Consider the following 18,109-nt stretch of genomic DNA (forward strand, 5'->3'; position numbering starts at 1 on the left):
TCTTGACAGTTTCGAACTGTCCCTTGGTCTTGGCATCCTTCTGACGCCAAATCTTCAAAGTCAAATTCAGTCCGCTCATTATTTGTAGCTCCTAGTAGCAAGGTGGACGTTATCAAAGGTAAGAGGTTCCTTGGAGAGTTCCGGTGCGATACCGTCGCCCTTGTATTCCCAAGCACCGACGTAGCAGAAGTTTTCATCATCGCGCTTTGCTTCGCCTTCCGGAGTCTGGCTTTCTTCACGGAAGTGGCCACCGCAAGATTCTTTACGATGGAGAGCGTCGAGAGTGAGGACTTCGGCGAATTCGAGGAAGTCAGCAACGCGGCCAGCACGTTCGAGGTTCTGGTTGAAGGAACCTTCGGAGCCGAGCACGTTGACGTTTTCCCAGAATTCCTGACGGAGTGCCGGAATCTTTTCGAGAGCCGTCTTGAGGCCGGCTTCGTTACGAGCCATGCCAACGTATTCCCACATGATGTTACCGAGTTCACGATGGATATCGTTAACAGTGCGGTGACCCTTGATGGAGAGGAGCTTGTGGATGCGTTCTTCAGTCTGCTTCTTGCAGTCTTCGAAGGCGGCATCGGATTCAGAGACCTTTTCGAGCTTGGTACCAGCGAAGTAACCGCCAATGGTGAACGGAATCACGAAGTAACCGTCGGAGAGGCCCTGCATAAGAGCAGATGCACCGAGGCGGTTTGCACCGTGGTCGGAGAAGTTGGCTTCACCGAGAACGAAGCAGCCCGGGATAGTGGACATCAAATCATAGTCAACCCAGAGACCACCCATGGTGTAGTGGATAGCCGGGAAGATGCGCATCGGGACCTTGTACGGGTCTTCGTCTGTGATCTTTTCGTACATCTGGAAAAGGTTGCCGTACTTGGCAGAAACGCCTGCAACGCCCATGCGCTGGATAGCGTCGGCGAAGTCGAGATAGACAGCCTGCTTGGTGTTACCCACGCCGAGACCTGCATCGCAGACCTGCTTAGCGTTACGGGATGCCACGTCACGCGGGACGAGGTTACCGAAGCTCGGGTACTTTTCTTCGAGGTAGTAGTAACGATCTTCTTCCGGGATCTGGTCCGGAGAACGGGTGTCGCCAGCCTTACGCGGAACCCAAATACGGCCATCGTTACGGAGAGATTCACTCATCAAGGTGAGCTTGGACTGCAAATCGCCATGGCGCGGAATGCAAGTCGGGTGAATCTGAGTATAGCACGGGTTTGCAAAGAGAGCACCGCGCTTGTAAGCACGGAATGCAGCCGTTACGTTGGAACCCTGAGCGTTTGTAGAAAGGTAGTAGACGTTACCGTAACCACCGGTGCAAAGGCAGACAGCGTCTGCAACGTGGCTTTCGAGTTCGCCAGTGATGAGGTTACGGACGATGATACCGCGAGCCTTGCCGTCGATCACGACGAGGTCCATCATTTCGCGAGCGTACCACCGAAAGAGCGGTTGTCCAAAAGTCCACCGTATTCACGACCGAACGGAACGCCCTGAGCGACGCACTGGTCGATAATCAAGTTGGAGTTTTCTGCCAAGCGGTGCACGTTAGCTTCGCGAGCGCGGAAGTCACCACCCTTAACGGTATCGTAGAACAAACGATAAACGGAGTCGCCATCGTTCTTGTAGTTCTTAGCAGCGTTGATACCGCCCTGGGCAGCAATGGAGTGTGCACGGCGCGGGCTATCCTGAATGCAGAAAGACTTTACGTTGTAACCAAGTTCACCGAGGGAAGCGGCAGCAGAAGCACCTGCAAGGCCTGTACCCACAACGATGACCGTGAACTTACGCTTGTTGGCCGGGTTCACGAGTTTGAGTTCAAACTTGTGCTTGGTCCACTTTTCTTCGATAGAACCACCAGGAATTTTAGAGTCAAGAATCATTAGTGGTCTCCTTACTTTTCAATATTGAAAGAAACTTGTACTTCGCCAACAGACGGAATGACGAAAGCAGCATTGTCGGCCTTGGCCTTCTGCTGTTCGAACTGCTGCTGGAGGCTACGAGACTTTTCGATGAGAGCCTGGGTTTCAGGCTGGTTAGCGAGGTAGTAGGAAGCGACAGCGGTGATGCCGAAGCCGAGAGCCACAACGACGCTATAAACAATACCGGCGATATCGATAATCGGAGTCCACTTCTGGTGAGCGATACCCATGGTCTGGAATGCAGACGAAATAGCGTGGAACAAATGAAGGCCAATTACGAACATGCTAACAACATAGAAAGCAGCCCAGCCCGGATTTGCAAACATCTGGATGGTGGTGAGCCACATGTCGCGGATGATTTCGCCCTTGTCGTTCACATAGAGGTAGTGTTCACCGAACTTGAGCATCATGAGGTGCTGGACGAGGAAGCCGAGAATGAAGAGGCCAGACCAGATCATGGTGAACGTTGCGAAAGTCTTCTTGCCCTTGCGAGCGTTGACTTCGTATTCGATTCCGCCACGAGCCTTCTTGTTTTCAATCTTCAAAGTAACAGCGAGGAAAATATGGAGCGCAAAAGCACCCACGAGCACCAGTTCGACGAGGTAAATCATCTTCACCGGGAAGTGGAGCGGGTTGAATCCGGTCAAGAATTCGGTGTAGGCATTGTAGGATGCCTGAGCCGAAGCCTGATCGAAATTCAAGAGTTGGAAGTTACCACACATGTGGCCCAGGATGAACAATGCCAAGAAGGCACCCGTGCATCCCATGATCTGCTTCTTACCAATGGAAGAAGTAAGATACGTGATGATCCATTTCATTTGAGTCTGTCTCCTTAAGGGGATTTTTTTGTTTTTGTTTAAACTCTATTAGAGAACGCAGCAAGCCTTGAGAGAAGGCATTTCGTAAGCGTAGCGTTCTTCCTTCTTGAACCAGAAGTCGAGTTCGCGTTCTGCAGATGCCGGGCTATCGGAGCTGTGAACGACGTTTTCGGTCATGGAAGGAGCAAAATCATAGCGGAGCGTACCCGGTTCTGCCTTAGCAGGATTGGTAGCACCGTTAATGGCACGGACCTTTGCAATTGCGTTTTCGCCACCGAGAGCAAGCATGACAGACGGGCCCTTGGTCATGTAAGCTTCGAGTTCCGGGAAGAACGGCTTTTCCACGTGTTCGGCGTAGAAACCGCGAGCATCTTCAGAAGTCATCTGGTGCATCTTGACTGCACAGACAGAGAGACCTGCTGCGATGTAACGATCAATAATACGGCCAATCAAGCCAGACTTAACAGCATTCGGCTTGATCATTGCAAATGTCATTTCCATAGTAGTACCTTTTAGTTAAAGATGTGAGAAATATAGTTTTTAGTAGGATGTAGGAAGTAGGAAGTAGGAAGAATTTAATAGGAAGTAGGAAGCAAAAAGACAAAAAACTGTCTACTTCCTACCGTCTACTGTCTACTCAATTACTCTTCGGCTGCGATTTTTTTCATCAGGTCTTCGGCGAGTTTGCCATTACTCTTGATATTTTGGACAAGCCAATCAACCGATTCCATGAGGTCGCTCTTCGGATATGTCTTCTTGAATTCTTCAAAGACCTTAAGGGCTTCATCATTCTTGTGGAGATTTTCATTCAAGATAAAGCCACGGCTGAACATCGCCTTTTCTGCATCCGGAGAATCAGGCCATGTTCTATAGAAAACTCGATACTCGCGTTGAGCCTTGTCGAATTCTTCCCTATCGCTATAAACATGAGCAAGTTCAAACGTAGCCCTCTTTGCAACAGAGTCAATATCGGCATAACGGTCGCGAATTCCAGACCATGCGAGGTAAGCCTTTTCAAGGCTCTTCGCTTGGGTGTAGAAAGAATCAGCAGACCTTACAGCAAGATCAACAGACCATTCCTGCGGCAACAACGTTAAGTTATCTGCAAACAAATCCACTTTTGCAGTACCCCAGGAGGTCACGACTTCCTTATCCCAACGGGCATTACGGAACACCACATATGCATGTTCAAAAACGCGAGCCTTAGCCTGTTCATATGTATCCGGCAAGTAATCTTCTTCGGCATAGTAGTACGTTCTCTTCATGATGTTTTCAGGAATTTCAAACCAGTCGTTCAATTCGGAACGAGACTGTTCATATGTCAACGTCGGGTGAGCCGGGTTGCCCATGCGCGCATAGAGGGCCTTGAGAGAATCTTCCGGAACGACGATACGAGTGAGAACCTTATTTCTGTAAATCTTGATAATGTAATCCACATCGCTTTGACGCTTCATGGCTCGATATTCCCAAGAGTGGTCAAGACCAATTTCACGAGCTTCAGAAGCAAACGCAAGCTGGAGAGCAAGAGCGTTAACAATTCGGTCATGAGACTTGCGGGAACGAATCATCGAAGTGTTATCATCATACACCGCAAGCACATCCTTTTCACGAACCGCCGGTTCACCGTTTTTAGTCACAAGAACATAGGACGAATCCAGTTCGTAGTTTACAGTCGTAGCAAGGTCACGTTCGATGGTCTTACGGACACGGTCAAGCGGTTTAACTTCGGCCGGAGTCGCAGAAACACGATAGAACACATGGTAACGTCCAGTCGATTCCGAGCGGTGAACCGCAGAAATCCCACCATCAGGCAAAGTATCGAGATCGGCGAACATGCTATTTACAAAGCCAATGCCATACGGGAGCGAATGGCCGATAAGGACCTTACCCACCGTGCCCTTTCCCTTCTTCGTTTCCGGATTTTCGCTATACCTGGAGGCTAACGTCGCGAAAGAACCGAGATCCATTTTTCTGTGCTTAAAGCGCTTAGCAAGTTTAGCGGAGTCCGCAGATTCTACGTGAAAAACAACAAAGCCAGCCGGCGTCATATACGCTTCTTTGTGCTTTTCATAGTATTCTTCTGCCGAAGGCATCTTAATTTCGCATTTCTGGATGTTGTACTTTTTCAACAACGCCGGTCCCGTTTCGCGAACAATCCTTTGGCGATGGTCCGAAACAAAACGTTCCTTGATATCATATGTAATCTGAACTTCGGACGAAGAATCGGCCAAATTCCTATGGTGGTAAGCATAAGACTTCAGAGAATCGTAGTTGGATTCGATATACTTGGCATCGGCAACCTTGTCACGCAAATTCATGTACGAGAGAGAATCCGCGAACTGGTCACGGTGTTTGTCGTAATAGAAAGCCAATTCGTCGTCGCTGTACATCAGTCGATCCATCGCATAAAGTCGCTGGTACACAAACGTAAGCTGGTAATTTTCTATAGCCGCGTTATGAACGGCAAGCTGTTCCTTCAATTCCGGATACTTCTGCAGAGCGACCGTATAGAGCGCCTTACGGCTAAAAAGGGAACTCGAAGCTTTTCTCATCTGCTCTGTATTGGGAACGATATTCCCCACACGCATGAGGAACGCGTAATCTTCTTTAAAAATGGGTTCTCCATTCACCCGTGCAACAAGAGTATCCTTGTCTCCAATGGAATTACAGCCCGTAAAAACGAGGGCACAGAAGGAAATAACAGCAAGCAAAGCCTTTTTCATAAAGTCCTCATGGATATGTGCGTGAGAATATAACAATTTTTTAGTAGGAAGTAGACGGTAGGAAGTAGGATGTAGGAAGTAGACGGTAGGAAGTAGGATGTAGGATGTAGGATGTAGGATGTAGGAAGTAGGAAGTAGGATGTAGGATGTAGGAAGTAGGAAGTAGGAAGTAGGATGTAGGATGTAGGAAGTAGGAAGTAGACGGTAGGAAGTAGGAAGTGGTTAGTGAAACTTTGGTGGCGAGTGCAAATACTTTATTCTAAATAAATAATAATTTACAGTTTTCGGGAGCAATCCTATCCAAGCATAAGTTCCCAAGACTCAAACAACTAGCGTACATGACAATATCTATATTTATGATACTTGAAAAGCATACTTTCAATCTTTTTTGTAAAAGCAGTCATAACGACCGCGATCGTAGGCGCAGTAGCTCTTGGCGTCTGGTATGTTCATTTTGCTATCGAACAGATTCTTTCGACCCCGCACACGTTCGGTGACCTCACAATTACACCTTACGGGCATCGCCAAAATAACCTGCTAGAGCACTTCTACGATTCCATCCATGTTCAACAAGGCCAGTCCTCGTACATGATTCGCGGACCACACTTGGACATCACACCGTTCGGGGACAACAGAGGCATTCTTCTCGAAGCAAACGAAGTCTCTGCAAACTTCGTTGCGGATACAGCAACCGAAGCCAAAGAACCAAAAGCTGCTCCGGCCAAAAAAACGGAACCCATCGAATTTCCTGACAATATCAGAGTTCCTTTCCCAGCTAAGGTCCGCTTGGGAAAACTCGATTTCACCATGGGAGATATGGGATGGAAAGCCCAGAACATAGAAGTGCAAAACATCGATGAAAAGGTGGTCACGTTAAACGCCGATAGTATCCAAGGCAATTACATCAAGGATCCTGCGGCACTGCAACTCGAAGCTGACTTCACGAACAAAAGCCTTATTGTCAACGGGAAAATCAAGACGCAAAACGACTATGTGAATTTAAGCGCGTCAGCCCCCAAAAACGACCTCACGCAATTAAAGGCCTCGACAAGCATAAGCGTCAAGGAACCGCTCAAGTGGGTCCCGATGAAACTCTCGAAAGCGATCCCACAGATCAGCAACCTAAACTTCAACGGCAACGTTTCAACATCACTCACCAAAAAGTCTTTACAGTACAACTTTACACTCAAGACTCATATCGGAGAGTACTGGCCGTTCTTACCGCTCGACGCCACCATTAAAGTTCACGGGAATCCAAAGCAAACCAACATCGAAACCGTACTCAGAAACAACGAAGGCGGTTTCATCAACCTCGACGGTGTCATCGACGATAAACTCGACTTCGACTTTTCGGGCGAAATTGCAAACATGAGTGCCATGTATGGCCCACAAATGATGCCCATGGACATGGATATCCAGTCCATTACAAAAACAGGCGACAACATCGATGCATCCATTGAAACTCGCGAAGGTTCAGTCGTCAAGGCACACGTAAAAACAAAGGATAGCCTCAAAGTATTCTTTGCAGCCAACTTATCAGCCATAGAACCTTGGGCGCTGGACTGGGTTAAGGGCAACGTCGAAATCGGGCGCAATCCTAAAATCATCGGTTCCTTCCAAAATAACAAGCTGCGTGCCTACGTAAAAATCGATTCGATTATCAATGCCTACCACTTCAAGGCTGACTCGCTCCGTTTGCAACTCGTACTTGATCTCGGGCGCGGTTTCATCGATTTTCCCAAAGTAATGCTTTACACACCAAACGAAGAATTTTCCATCACGGGTGATGTGGATTATCACGAACCCACGCTTCGCACGAATTGGAATCTCAAGCAAAAGAACGGCGGTTCCGCATCAACAACAGTCCACGTAGGCGACTCGCTCATGATCTGGGCAGAAGCAAACCACGCCGAACTTTCTACCATTCCATTCTCTGACATTGAAATAAGCGACCAATTCAAAGGTTCTGTTACAGGCACAATTGCCTACAATCTCGATTCACGAGTTGGCGAAGCTGAACTCGACATCGACGGAAACGTGGAACCGTTTATTGTTCACGGGCACACCAAAATTCGGGAAAGCGGCGATACAGTCATCATCGATACCGCTGTCTTTATGCACAACAGCAACACAGTCGCCATGGAAGGGGCATTTGTCCTCCCGAACGATTCGAATCCGAACTTTAAGCCCACAGCCATGCTTCCCATCCAAGTTTTGCACGCCTGGGCCTCGGCTGAAGATTTCAACTTGCCAATCCTTTTGGAACCGCTCGGCGACACAACACTCGCTTCGGGTAGCTTTAATGGTGAGATTTCTTTCGAAGAACAAAGCGGCCTGCTCGGCAACATTGATTTCAAGAACCTGAAATTCAACAACATTCCGCCGGAATTGCTAAAGATCCAACAAATGAATCTTTCGGCAAATAAGAATAAAATAGAGCTCCTCACCAACTTTGAAATTTTGAACGGTACTTGGACCGGCAACGCAAATATCGTTGTCGATGATGTTTTTGAACCGACAAGAAAAGTAAGCCTTACTTATATAAGCCCCAATAGCGGACATATCAAGAGCGAAGGCATTCTAAACAACGATTTTGAATTCTTGGGAACCATCAATCTTGGAGGCATGTGGCTCATCCCAGAAACCCGTGCCGAAATCGAAAAAACGGATCTCAAAATCGATATTCAAGCAGCACTCCGCGAAGGTTTGAAGGGAATCAACGCCAAGATTTGGTCAGACACCACCCTCCTCAAATATTCAACGCTCCCGAATGACTTTCCTATCCGCATTAGAGGCGAACTCAAGGATGGCATGCTTGAAATGAACGAGATTTCAACGCAAAATGAATTTGGCGACTTACTCATCGCCACATTGCTTTACGATTTGCAACAAATGCGTTTGGAAGCCATCGATATCAGCACCGAGAAGTACACGCTTGAAATGGACAGCCACATCATCACCTTGCGAAACGTCACAAGCCACTTGGAAGATGCCGAAGATCAAATGTCCATTGTCACAAGCATTCCATCAATTCAGTATAAGTTCAACGACGAAACTTTCGGTACAGCAAACTTGATTGGAAAGAGCGACATTACGCTCAACATTCCGCACACGCAAGAAAGGCAAATCAAGAACAAGAGCATCAGCGGCAACTTCATTATCGACAAGCTCGTCTACAGAAAAGATTTGGACATCGAAATCACGCCAAGCTCACTCGATAAACTTTTATCGATGCTCAATAACGCGATTGCAAATCTCCGCAACAAAGAAAAGACCGAGGCTAAGATTTCTGTGTCAAGCCCCATTGATTTGGCGTTCCATGTTAGCGATTCTCAAAGCGATTCCGTCGAAATCATCACGCCGTTTGCATCGTTCCCGCTCACGCTCGACATTTCGATTTTGGGCACTACCAACAGACCGCTTTTGCGCGGCGATGTCACAAATGCGGACAACGGATTTATTGGCGTTAAAGACATCTATGAATTTGATCTGAACTCTTTCAACATTTCCTGGAATGATGTTCCTTGGCAGCACGGCATCATCGATGTTTCGAGTACACAGGAACTTCCCTACTGTACAGAAACAGAAGATAAAGAAAAAGAGACCTGCCCCGTCAACCTGGACATTCAAGGAACAATTACAAACCCACAACCCATTCCGACATCTAACTGCGGTACAGAATCCACTGCAGCGGACACTTACCGCAACATATTCTTGGGATGCGTCGCCACAGAATCCGGCGTTTCCGCCGACTGGAACAAGCTCGCCGGTAAGGCCATCGGTAAGTTCATTTCTTCAACCGCAAACAAGACTTTGGGCGGTGACTACATCGGCGATATCGACATGAAGGTGATGCTGTTCGACAACTCCGGCAACGACAAGGATTCTTCGTATGTTAAAGTTCCTATTTCGCTTGACCGCTGGGTGAAAAACTTGAGTCTTGTATTCGGTTATACACAAGACCAAAGCCAGAGCCCGACTTACGACCAGGCGTTACAATTCGGCGCAAGCTACACACTCCCCGTATTCCAAGATAAAGAATACTCTCACAAGAACCATTTCTCTCCATCACTTTCCTTGAACGGACAAATCGTCAGAAAACAATACCAGTTCAATTCAGGCGATGACAATGACAGCCGTATCGAAAAGAACATCGGCGTGAACTATACGTACAAGTTCTGGAACCCCTGCATTCTCGGAATTGGCCATTGCGAAACGGTCCGCCCGCCAAGAGCGATGCTCCAGCCCAACGATCCTAATGCCGTTGATTCTACAAGCAACACCAACACAAGAATCAAGACCAACGAGACCAAGCCCACGGAGAAAGCAAAATGATTTTACTGATTTGTGCATTGTTGTTTTTTTCGTCGCTTGCTTTTGCGGATGATGATGACAAAAATCCTTGGTCTGTCAACATCAGCGGTAACAAGATATTCTCGAAATTCCAGCTAAACGAGCAGCTCGACATTCCCGATGAATTCGGTCAGCTGGATACCATCAAGCAAGACTTTTTGATGCGTCTTTCCTCGGAAAACGTACGAGCACTTTATTATTCACGAGGCTATTACAGCCTCGACTTAAAACTGGTCATCCAACGAGAACCTTTATCGAACGGGAACATACAGCGCAACTACTACATTTCTGTTAGCGAAGGCGTTTGCTACCGATTCAACGACGCTAAAATCATTTCTTCAGGCGATGAACCCATCCCTATTGATTTAGGTTCTCTCAAAATAACAAAGCACCAATATTACAATCAAGAAGACCTTTCAGAAGACCTTCAGGAAATCCAAAAAGCATACCGCAAACAAGGTAATTTACACGTCTATATATCCTCTGAAGAACACGTCGATACAACAGCCAAATGTGTCAACGTGATTATCAATGTCAACCCAGGCCCAAAAGTTTTGATGGGAAACATCATCACAACAACGCAACGCGTGATGAACAAGAACGAGAAAGGAGCCGAACCGGAACAAGGACTTTCGGATACAGCATGGCTTTCTTCGCTTTGGCGAATCAAAAAAGGTGATGTTATTGACGGTAACCAGTATTTCAACTTTAAAAGTAAGCTTTACTCCACCCAGCTATTTACACAAGTCAAGCTAAACGATGAACTTCGCGAAGACGGACTTTCGGATGTCCACTTGGATGTTATCGAGCGTGTACCAGGCGAAACACGATACGGATTTTTCTTCGAAGAAGTTTACGGCTTTGGTGCATTAGCCTACGCGGACCACAAAAACTTTTTTGGAAAATTCAATGAATTTTCAACGAACATACAAATTGCACAACACAAGCAAGAAATTACACTCGGCTATGCCAACCCGCTCTTCTTTGGAACTTCGTTCACATTCATCCCTACAGCAATCCGTTTTGTTGACCGTCTCTCGTTCAACCACGAGAAAATCAACCCTCCCGCTTACCCGGACAGCGTAGAAGAGCGTTATGAAATCATCAACCGCGGCGACCTAACATTCGGCATTACAGACAACATTAAATTTCGTAGTTCTATCGATACTCGTTACGTAAATAAAAACAACGACATGCTTTTCAAGTTCAAAGGCGAAATCGGATTGACATTCGACTACACCAACGACTATTTCAATCCGACAAAAGGGTTTCGCGTTATGCCTACAGTCGGTATTGGTACAAACTTCAACGTTAAATCCGACAACAGCGGAAGCGGCAACAATGAAGACGGACACTTTTATACCTACAGCGAAGCAACTGTAAACATATACGTCCCTTTATTCTGGACTCTTTACGGAGCACTCAGCGGAAGCGTTGGTAGCTTTTTCAACAAAGCCATCGAAGATGACGCTCGCATGTTCTATCAAGGTGGATCCCGTTCTGTACGCGGTTACCGATTCCGCAGTGTCTTTGCCAGCTACACCACAAAAGATACAGTCACAGTCAAGGACAAAAACGGCGAAGAATCTTCAGAAATCAAAGACAATATCCATACCGCTCTAACACCGATGTATTTCCGCATCAACGAAGAACTCCGCTGGACTCTCCCATGGAAATCCCTGAGAAGTTGGCAAATAGTGCAATTTTTTGATATGACGAAAGTTATGGATATCAGAGACAATATTTATGAAAACGGACAAGAAGCAAGTTTAGGTTTGGGTATACGCTATCAATGGCAGTTCCTCACATTCCGCCTCGATTACGCTATAGCAAAGGGCCTTATGACCAACGAGAACTGCAGCGATAACGAAAGCACAAGCTGCAGAAACAACAAGAAGAAGAAAGGATTCGATTGGAACAGAATCGCTTTCGACCTTTCGCAAGCATTTTAGATTTTAACAACGACCTGCTTATAAATTTCGCCGAGAGATTCACCTTTAGCAGAGATTTGCGACGATGCAATTCCGGCATTCGACAAGGCTTTTTCAATTTGTTCGCGCGCTACAGGCGTTGCAAAATTCACTTCGAAATGCACGGATGTATTTTTCTGGGAACAGCCATCGCTCGGGTTCTTCCCCGCTTTTAGCACTTGTCCACAATCAATTATAGCGTAATCCGTCGCCCATTCGTCCATTTCGGCAAGCACATGCGAACAAACAATAGCCGTTCCTTGAGTTTCATGGCGCCATTCATCGAGCAAGCGCCAAACTGTTTCTCTCGAAATCGGATCGAGATTTGCCACAGGCTCATCGAGAATCAAGAGCTTGGGATTATGCAAAAGCGCACGGACAATCTGCACTTTTTGACGGTTCCCTAGTGAAAGCGTTTCCAAACGTTTATCAAGCGGGGGCAAATTCAGGCGTTCCGCAAACGACTCACAACGTTTAAAGATTTCGCCGTTTTCGCACCAAGCTACTTTTCCAAAGCCGTAAAAACCGCTAAAGTACTGGAGGTATTCTTTTATCGAAAGCTTTGGATAAACACCTGGATTTTCTAGCAAGACACCGTATCTTTCGGCATTCAAAAAGCCCGCAGAATTGCGCAAGGATTCCTCAATTTTGATAGAGCCTTTAAATGCACCCAAGCGACCGCAAAGAAGGCGCAATAAAGTGGTTTTCCCAGCACCATTCGGGCCGATTAGCGCAAAAAAACTTCCCTGCGGAATACAAAGCGAGACATTTGATAAAGCATCCGCTGTAGATTTCGGATAACGATATGTTACCGAAAAAAGCTCAATCACGCGCAAAAGTCCTTGACTGCTTGAGTTGGATTCTTGATAAGCTTAAGAGCGTCCTTGGACTGGCGAACTGCTTCCATCTGCACATTTTCACTTGCACGCTGCAAATACTGGATGCAACGCCAATCCGTACGCACGGCAGCAAGCTGCACCTGTTCTGTACGACGACGAATGCTCACGTATTCAAACGCATGGAAATCTTGCTTGACCGCAGCCACAACAACAGCAGCCGTCGGATTTTCAATTTCCTGAATGTATTTCCAGTCACGCTCAATCGCCGCAATAAGTACTTTTTCTCCAGGGTTTCGAATAAACTTCAATGCATCTTCGCTCTGACGAACGGCCTCGGCCCAAAGTTCATCGGACGCGCCATCAATCTTACGGACAATGCGCCAGTCCTGCGACACAGCAGCCTTGAGAAGCACCGGATTCGTAATAAACTTGAGCAAATTCGGTTCAGCCTTGAACGAAGCTAGGAACTTAGCCTCGTCCATAGCGTTGAGCGCTTGTTTCAAAGCTTCGCACGGGCCACACTTCACATAAAGAATAGCCTGCTCATTTTTTTCAAACGCAGCCTTTTGAACCGTTTCAGTCGGATTCTGAATTAAGCTAATAGCGTACCAGTTCAGCTTGATCGCTTCAAGCTGTTGTTCTTCAGTGGGGTTCTCAATGTTCTTTATTTCGGTCCAAGACTGCATAAAACCTCGTATTATCGAAACAAAGATAGATTAAAGACGAGAGTGTAGAGGCGAGATATACGATACTTGGTGCTTTTTAAGCACCTTAGTAGAGTTATCCTGTATGAGGAGACGAGAGATTAATGGCCAAAACGGGGTATGAAGTCGCCTGCTGTAGCGGGCTTTGATGAGCAAATATTAGCCTATTCTTTCACGCAGCGGATTGAATAAGCAACTCCTTTCGATGATGCCGAATGTAAGTCAATATCTCCGCCACCATATAATTCCATAACATCAAGCGTATTTCTAAAGATAAACCAGAAAGCCGCATGGCTAGTCGCACTACCATTCTCCCTCGGTCTAACATTGCAGTATTCCTCCGTAACTTCAGAAGATTCATTCTGGGTGTAGTATTTCAATCCTGCCGGAACCGCGCCAAATCCAAACATATCATTACCTTGGCTGTATTTCCATCCCTCAGTAGCCCTTAAAAGATCTCCATTACCAACGCATCCCCCTAAATCATAGTGTGTTTGCGCCTCTAGTTCCTTTAAATGCATCACTTCTTCAAACAATGGCAAACGCCACCCCGCAGGGCATGCCACCTTCGCTTCTTTAAAAGGATACAAACGCCCCCAGCCATCACAAGAAGTCGTATCGCCACAATTGCAAAAAGTAAGACCATCCGGAACTTCATATTTTAGGTTGTCCACAAACCAGACCAAGCCATCAATATCTACAGTTCTATAGACATTGCCATCACGTTCATCCGTAAACGAGCCGAACTCACCAGAGTAGGTCGTAGGCTTGTCGCACTTAACCGATGGATACGTATAGGGCGGCGGCAACTGATTTTCACCATTCTTGAGGCAACGGACAGGAGCCACCAAATTGAGATATTGAGCTATTTCATAAATTTTTAGTTTAGCACTATCTGTACCAATTTCAAAAAAGATATTGCCAAACCAGTCAAATTCAGTAGCCGCATTCGTCGAGGACCAGAAACGAACTTCAGATTTACCATCTGTAGGCTTTGCGCCGAAGCCGTAAGCATCAATGCCATTTTTCCCATCGGGCCAGCCGGTAGTCGATTTCAGCATCAAACCCGTCAATGAGCCTTTAGCAAAAAAATCCGCATTGTCCAAGCCGTTGACAAAAGCACTAAGCACATTCCATTCATAAGAACTCGGCACATGCCAGCCGTCAGGACAAATTCCTTGAATAGGCAAAGCCGCAGTGCAAGAATTCCACATTCCAAAATCATCGCCCCAAATTAGACTGTTCAAATAGCAACCCGTAACCGGAGCATCTACCATTTCTTCATAATTGTAATTTTCTTTGGAACCATAGGTCAAATTTTCAGCCATCCAAACCCAACCGCCAATATCGACAGTCTTATAAACGTGCCCATCGCGAGCATCTGTAAGGGAATCGAAAGCCCCAGCGTAAGTGTTCTCGGCACGATGAATCTGGACATCCATGCCCTTTTTTCCTTCCCCTTGAATGCATCGGACAATATTCCCATTAGCCCAATCTGTTGGCGATGTCCATAAAAAGACATGAGCGGAATGTTTAGAAAAACCAAGCGTAGTTACATCGCCATAATAGCGCACGTCAGAACTCAAAATTTCAGCAAAGCCATCCTTAGTAGAAGGCATCAAGTTGAAACCGAAGCAATCTACCCCATTACCGACACCATCCCACCCAATTGTCGATTTCAAGTACTTGCCCGCATATTTAGGGCCACCAGCAAATTCAACCAAGGTTTTAAAATCATCGACTGTCGGCAAGCGCCAACCATCGGGACAAAGACCTTGAGCAGGCATCGCCATAGGACAATTCTCGAAGGTAATGCCATCTAAAACAAAATATCCTTTAGCAGGGCATCCCGCCTCTATACCCCCCGAAGCCTCATTCCATGAATAATCGAATATCGAGTGAACACCGTCTTCTTCGTGTTTATACAGAAGGTTCTCGGCCATCCAGACTTGGTTTCCAATCTTCGCGGTTTTATAGACATGTCCATCGCGGACATCCGTAAATTCGCCAATAATCCGCGTCGAATCGGAGCAATTAAATTTTGGATCTACGACATTGCCAGAAGTGTCCGGTAAACTGGACGAATGAAAAACGAGCGTTCGGGAAGCAGACGGATTATCGTCACCTAAAGCAAAAGCGGAATTATCTTGGCAAGCGGAAAAAAATATCAGGGCCCCCAGAACTCCTAAAATCTTAAATTCCATACATTTACAATAAATTAAATTCACAACACGTACCTCCTTTTGCTTTTAATCTATAATTTAAAGAGGACAAATGAACGAAACCCTGTTCAATTCAAAGAAATGGAATTACGATTTTGTTGCATCCGTTGCATAAAAGGATGAGCAGCGCATCACGAGAATATTAGTCCTTAAGGCAACGGACAGCATATGCGTTGGACTTGCTTTCCGTATACATTTTTGCATAGTCGCTGTCAAAATACAATTCCATAGTTTGAGCGTTATCTCTACCAAACTCCTGAGAACCCCAGAAATAAGCCCAAGCACGCTCTGAGTTGCAAGACCAATCCCCCTTCCTTTCATAATACGCACAATAACCAGTGGGAATTGCCGAAAAAGAGACATCGTCCGTTCCATCATCATAAAGCCAACTAGAAACAGCTTTGAGCTTGTTTCCTGTTTCACCGGCCACCGTCGAAAGTAGCGATTTCCACTCCGCTTGCGATGGCAGATGCCACCCCGCAGGGCAAGCTTTCATCGCATCAGCCCACATGTATAGACGTCCAAACTCGTTACAATTACTTTCCTTCTTATCAAAACACAAACTATTTTCCATTTTGTACTTGAGATTTTCCGCCATCCATACCTGATCAACAATTTTCACAGTCTTGTAGGTCTGACCGTCGCGAGAATCAATCATCGTTCCTTGCTCTATCCTATATACCATAGGTGATTTTACATAGTCCTTAAGGCAACGGACAGAAAAACTATTCCCATAGAGTCCATAAACCACAAAAGCATCGTCGGCACGCTCGTTGAAAAGCCAAGGACCATTTTGAGTGGAATTTAGGAAACCAGCCAATTCACCTTCGCGCTCATAAGTTCCACTAGAGTTCCTGAAACCGGCAGGTAAAATCGAGAAAGAAACAGCATCTGTTCCATTGCCATCTTTTTTCCAACCGGATTTAGATTTGAGAATCTTCGCACTTGTGGCAAATCCTCCCGCAGCTCTAAATAATTTTCCCCATTCTGTTGAAGACGGCAAATGCCAACCGTCAGGGCAAATCCTGCTAGGAGAAGGCAACTCATAAAGCCGTCCGTACTTTTCACAATATTTTGCAGAATCGTTATAGCAATAACTGTTCTTCGTCTTGTAGTTCAAATTTTGGGCCATCCACTCCATACCGCCAATATTCACAACCCTATAGGTCCGACCATCGCGAGCATCGACTATAAATCCATTTTTTGCATCAGAATTCGAGGCACTAGACAAAACGGTCGTCTCAGTCGAAAACTTTGTTTCTACAAATTTTTTAGAAGAACCGCAGTCATCGCTACAGGCGACAGACATCGTTGTAAAAACAATAATTCCAAGCCAAAGGGAGCGCATATTTTCTCCTTTTAATCAATCGAAATATAAAAAAGGTTAAAAGAAAACCCGTGAACAACAAACACATTTCAACCGGACCCCTCACCTTTTGGGGGATAAAGTAAACAACATAAAAAGCCCCCGGCTTTGAACCGAGGGCGAATCTTGTATAGGCGATTCCCGCTTACTTCGGCTCAGCAATAAAATTGAGCAAGCTCAATTTTGCTGCATTCGCCTCGACGGCTATTGCGAGAGCGAGGCGAAGACGGAGTCCCCGCCTTGCATAAGAGCCGAGCGGTCTTATTTGTAAAGCGGGTGCTTCTTGCAGAGAGCCACGATGTCTTCGCGGATTTTGGCGAGACCAGCTTCGTCGTCCTTAGCCTGGATGGCGCGGTCGATGATGCGAGCCACTTCGCGGGTGTCTTCTTCGTCGAAGCCACGGGTCGTGATAGCGGCAGTACCGAGACGAACACCGGACGGATCCATCGGCTTGCGCGGATCAAACGGAATCGTAGAACGGCTGCAGGAGATGCCGACCTTTTCCATAGCGACTTCGGCTTCCTTACCGGAAACGCCCTTAGAAGTCATGTCGACAACGATGAGGTGGTTGTCAGTGCCATCGCTGATGACCTTGTAACCGAGCTTCTGCATTTCGGCACACATAGCCTGAGCGTTCTTGATAACGTTCTTGGCATAGGTCTGGAATTCCGGCTGCAAAGCTTCAAGGAATGCAACGGCCTTACCGGCGTTCACGTGGTCATGCGGACCACCCTGCATGCCCGGGAACACGCCCTTGTCGATTTCCTTGGGCAGAGAAACTTCCTTGAGTTCACCCTTGACCATCTTCTGGATGGTGCGGTCCTTGCACATGATGATAGCAGAACGCGGGCCACGGAGAGTCTTGTGGGTGGTGGTGGTCACGATGTCGAAGTACGGCACCGGAGAATCAATAGCCTTACCGGCGATGAGGCCAGCAATGTGAGAAATGTCAGCCATCGTGAGGGCGCCAACTTCGTCTGCAATTTCCTTGAAGCGCTTCCAGTCGAGGTTACGGCTGTAAGCAGAGAAACCAGCGAGGATCATCTTCGGCTTTTCGCGGAGAGCAATTTCGCGGACCTTGTCCATGTCGATGCGACCAGTTTCCTTATCGACTTCGTACTGCACGAAGTTGTAGAGCATACCGGAGAAGTTCACCGGATGGCCGTGAGAAAGGTGTCCACCGTGGTCGAGCTTG

The 18,109-nt window shown here is 46.7% G+C and carries 10 protein-coding genes and 2 pseudogenes; 2 read left to right on the forward strand and 10 right to left on the reverse strand.

Translation table 11 applies throughout. The features are described from left to right. The 5 genes and pseudogenes from HUF13_RS17675 to HUF13_RS16215 form a co-directional block, all read right to left on the reverse strand. Nucleotides 1–79, reverse strand: a pseudogene (locus tag HUF13_RS17675) (succinate dehydrogenase/fumarate reductase iron-sulfur subunit); the annotation flags it as partial. Beyond that, nucleotides 79–1,880, reverse strand: a pseudogene (locus tag HUF13_RS16200) (fumarate reductase/succinate dehydrogenase flavoprotein subunit). The pseudogenes HUF13_RS17675 and HUF13_RS16200, both read right to left, overlap by 1 nt. Before the next feature lie 11 nt (nt 1,881–1,891). Then, the gene (locus HUF13_RS16205; RefSeq protein WP_173476078.1) at nt 1,892–2,737 is read right to left on the reverse strand and encodes a succinate dehydrogenase cytochrome b subunit; all 846 of its coding nucleotides are present in this window, start codon (nt 2,735–2,737) and stop codon (nt 1,892–1,894) included. 48 nt (nt 2,738–2,785) lie between these two features. Next, nucleotides 2,786–3,238 (reverse strand): nucleoside-diphosphate kinase, encoded by a 453-nt coding sequence (gene ndk, locus HUF13_RS16210; protein WP_173476079.1) that lies wholly within the window; start codon nt 3,236–3,238, stop codon nt 2,786–2,788. A 140-nt stretch (nt 3,239–3,378) separates the two neighbouring features. Further along, nucleotides 3,379–5,460: a peptidyl-prolyl cis-trans isomerase gene (locus HUF13_RS16215; protein ID WP_173476080.1), complete on the reverse strand. Its 2,082-nt coding sequence runs from the start codon at nt 5,458–5,460 to the stop codon at nt 3,379–3,381. Nucleotides 5,461–5,823: 363 nt separating this feature from the next. Between HUF13_RS16215 and HUF13_RS16220 the strand changes: the two genes are divergently transcribed. Beyond that, complete coding sequence (locus HUF13_RS16220) at nt 5,824–9,795, forward strand: hypothetical protein (protein WP_304039321.1); 3,972 nt, start codon at nt 5,824–5,826, stop codon at nt 9,793–9,795. Further along, a complete protein-coding gene (locus HUF13_RS16225) occupies nt 9,792–11,765 on the forward strand; it encodes a BamA/TamA family outer membrane protein (RefSeq protein ID WP_173476081.1) in 1,974 nt (657 codons plus the stop codon). The genes HUF13_RS16220 and HUF13_RS16225 overlap by 4 nt, the downstream gene beginning before the upstream one ends. On the opposite strand, the gene HUF13_RS16230 is transcribed toward HUF13_RS16225, so the two are convergent. The 5 genes from HUF13_RS16230 to glyA all read right to left on the reverse strand — a co-directional run. After that, the gene (locus HUF13_RS16230; protein WP_173476082.1) at nt 11,762–12,613 is read right to left on the reverse strand and encodes an ABC transporter ATP-binding protein; all 852 of its coding nucleotides are present in this window, start codon (nt 12,611–12,613) and stop codon (nt 11,762–11,764) included. The two genes, HUF13_RS16225 and HUF13_RS16230, sit on opposite strands and share 4 nt — an antisense overlap. After that, the gene (locus HUF13_RS16235; protein WP_173476083.1) at nt 12,610–13,308 is read right to left on the reverse strand and encodes a hypothetical protein; all 699 of its coding nucleotides are present in this window, start codon (nt 13,306–13,308) and stop codon (nt 12,610–12,612) included. Before HUF13_RS16235 ends, HUF13_RS16230 begins: the two co-directional genes overlap by 4 nt. Before the next feature lie 182 nt (nt 13,309–13,490). Next, on the reverse strand, nt 13,491–15,530 hold the full coding sequence (locus HUF13_RS16240) for an FISUMP domain-containing protein (protein WP_173476084.1): 2,040 nt from the start codon (nt 15,528–15,530) through the stop codon (nt 13,491–13,493). 160 nt (nt 15,531–15,690) lie between these two features. Then, a complete protein-coding gene (locus HUF13_RS16245; RefSeq protein ID WP_173476085.1) occupies nt 15,691–16,896 on the reverse strand; it encodes a fibrobacter succinogenes major paralogous domain-containing protein in 1,206 nt (401 codons plus the stop codon). A gap of 279 nt (nt 16,897–17,175) precedes the next feature. After that, on the reverse strand, nt 17,176–18,109 hold a 934-nt coding region (glyA, locus tag HUF13_RS16250; protein WP_173476086.1), incomplete at its 5' end, for a serine hydroxymethyltransferase.

The sequence above is a fragment of the Fibrobacter succinogenes genome (assembly GCF_902779965.1).
Classification (GTDB): Bacteria; Fibrobacterota; Fibrobacteria; order Fibrobacterales; family Fibrobacteraceae; genus Fibrobacter; species Fibrobacter succinogenes_F.

Excerpts from the sequence above, each read along its gene's own strand:
- HUF13_RS16205 (WP_173476078.1), bottom strand. The coding sequence starts at position 2,737 with ATGAAATGGATCATCACGTATCTTACTTCTTCCATTGGTAAGAAGCAG.
- ndk (WP_173476079.1), bottom strand. The coding sequence starts at position 3,238 with ATGGAAATGACATTTGCAATGATCAAGCCGAATGCTGTTAAGTCTGGC.
- HUF13_RS16215 (WP_173476080.1), bottom strand. The coding sequence starts at position 5,460 with ATGAAAAAGGCTTTGCTTGCTGTTATTTCCTTCTGTGCCCTCGTTTTT.
- HUF13_RS16225 (WP_173476081.1), top strand. The coding sequence starts at position 9,792 with ATGATTTTACTGATTTGTGCATTGTTGTTTTTTTCGTCGCTTGCTTTT.
- HUF13_RS16235 (WP_173476083.1), bottom strand. The coding sequence starts at position 13,308 with ATGCAGTCTTGGACCGAAATAAAGAACATTGAGAACCCCACTGAAGAA.
- HUF13_RS16240 (WP_173476084.1), bottom strand. The coding sequence starts at position 15,530 with ATGGAATTTAAGATTTTAGGAGTTCTGGGGGCCCTGATATTTTTTTCC.
- HUF13_RS16245 (WP_173476085.1), bottom strand. The coding sequence starts at position 16,896 with ATGCGCTCCCTTTGGCTTGGAATTATTGTTTTTACAACGATGTCTGTC.